The organism is Alkalibaculum bacchi (assembly GCF_937875145.1).
GTDB lineage: Bacteria > Bacillota > Clostridia > Eubacteriales > Alkalibacteraceae > Alkalibaculum > Alkalibaculum bacchi_A.
The window spans coordinates 1-2159 of sequence record NZ_CALNCS010000143.1 but is presented as its reverse complement, the minus strand read 5'-3'; the positions used below and the strand labels follow the sequence as shown (position 1 = coordinate 2159).

The following is a 2159-nucleotide window of genomic DNA, read 5'->3' as shown; positions in this document are numbered from 1 at the left end:
GTATGAAAAGCAAGAAAGTAGGTGATGATGTGGCTACAAAAAAGTCACTTACACGTAAAACGTCTAAAACTCTCGCTACTACGTCATCTAGTATGAAAAAACAAATGAAACCGCCAGAACAGCCAAAAGTTATTATTCAGACAGTGGATCGAAAAGCTGTTGAAAAAGATATTGATGCGGCCGTAGCGAATCAATTAGCTCAAATTGGGAAGACACAGTTTACGTGTAGTTTATGCGGTAAATTAGTAGACGTTTCCTATAGAAAAATGTTGGCTCCTTTTTATAAAAGTCATGATCCTCATAATAAAATTGGATATGTAACAATTTGTCGTGACTGTATTGAGGAAATAGTTTATAAGATAGAACACAAAAATGGAAAAGAAATTAGACACGCCCCTACACCAGACTCTATTAGAGAAGCTTTAGAGTATATGGACAAACCATGGTTTAGATCAATATATGAAGATAGTGTGTTAGCATGCCAAAATAATAACTCGCAACGTCAAAAGACTGATGCATGGCAAGCTTATATCGATAAAATTCAAACACCTAAATTAAGCGATATGCGTTGGAAGGATGGCGAGACCGAAGAACCCGATTGGTCAAATTTATCTTCAATGTCTATGACTGATGATGAAGAGGCAAAAAAAGTTTATGAACAAAACAAAAGGAAAGTGTTACATGATTTAGGGTATGATCCCTTTGCAACCGCAGATGATGAAATGCGTCCGTTAATGTTCAATAAATTATCTGGATATTTAGATGATAGTACAGCTGATGATCAATTGAAATTAGACGCTTGTATCGAATTGGTGCAATCTACTGCTCAAGCAGAGAAATATAATTATTCTATTAATTATCTTCAACGTGATCCTGATAGTATGCTTAAAAATCTTAAAACAATCAAAGACTTGGGAACTGCTAAAAAAGATGCTTATAAAAATGCCTTGGATTTAGCTAAAGCCAATGGAATTTCTGCGATATCTAACAATACCAATAGCAAGGGTGGCGCAACTTGGAGCGGACAGGTAAAAGCATTGCGTGAAGGTCAATATCGTTTTGGTGAGGTGAATAATTTCGATATTGGTACAGCTGAAGGCATGGCTCAAGTGGCTAGAATGAATGCAGAAGCTCTTATGGATCAAGTGAGATTGGATGATAGCGATTATGCAGATATGGTGGTCAAACAAAAAGAAATTGTTGAAGAGTCACAAAATAAATGTGATGCTGCTATTGAGGAAGCAAGGATACTAAAGCGAGAAAATAAAGATTTAAAAGATTATCTTAGAAAAAAGGGTTTAATCGACCAAAAAGACAATCTGATTAATCCTTTAGGCTAGACTATAATTTTAGGAAAAGAGGGGCTTTGCATGGAAAACGTCCAAAAGATATTTCTGGACACGAATGCAGTATTAAACTTACAGGATGATCTGGTGAACCAACCGTTCATGATTTCACAAAAAACCTTAGAAGAACTTGAAAATATTAAAGTTTCTTCTAACAAAGATTCCGAAACTAAATATAAAGCAAGACATGCGATACGTCAGATAGATGAAAATCCTGACAAAGTTACTGTAATACGGACTGATTTAGAAATTTACAATATTTTATGCGAATTTGAATTGGAGAGTTCGCCTGATAATGTTATTATGTCCACTGCTTACAGAGAAAATAAGAAGAGTCCACTACTCTTCTGTTCCGATGATATTTGTTGTAAAACCATAGGCAGAGAAGTCTTTGGCCTCAATGTAAAAGGGCTAGAAGATTTGAAAACCACGATAAGCGGTAATGATCGCGTGTATAGAAAAAGAAATGAGATACAATAGACAGCAATTCGTAAGACTGAATCTTCCTGACTCTCATTTTATTAAAGGAAAGAATGCATTACAAAGATGTGCTCTTGATGCGTTAATGAATCCTGAGATTACGATTGTGGCTATATTAGGTGGATATGGTTCTGGTAAGACCTTGTTATCTTTGCAGATGGCACTTCATGCCATTAAAGAGAAAGGTACACAGTCAAAGATATTAGGGGTAAGAGAACCCCGTGGCGAAGGTACTGAAGTAGGTTTTCTACCGGGCACTTTAGAAGACAAAACAGACAATTTTTTCTTGCCATTAGAACAACAATTAGACGGTGGAGAATTTGAAATGATGTC

3 protein-coding genes are annotated in these 2159 nt (G+C 35.8%); all 3 read left to right on the top strand.

Features of this window, described 5'->3' with window-relative positions:
* The coding region (locus tag Q7P22_RS09020) for a hypothetical protein (RefSeq protein ID WP_303863401.1) at positions 1-1340 on the top strand (1340 nt) is incomplete at its 5' end.
* Between the two features lie 30 nt (positions 1341-1370).
* Positions 1371-1826, top strand: coding sequence for a PIN domain-containing protein (locus Q7P22_RS09015; RefSeq protein ID WP_303863399.1), 456 nt, complete (start codon positions 1371-1373; stop codon positions 1824-1826).
* Positions 1813-2159, top strand: a 347-nt coding sequence (locus Q7P22_RS09010; protein ID WP_303863395.1) for a PhoH family protein, incomplete at its 3' end; no start/stop codon positions are given. The genes Q7P22_RS09015 and Q7P22_RS09010, both read left to right, overlap by 14 nt.

Excerpts from the sequence above, each read along its gene's own strand:
- Q7P22_RS09015 (WP_303863399.1), top strand. The coding sequence starts at position 1,371 with ATGGAAAACGTCCAAAAGATATTTCTGGACACGAATGCAGTATTAAAC.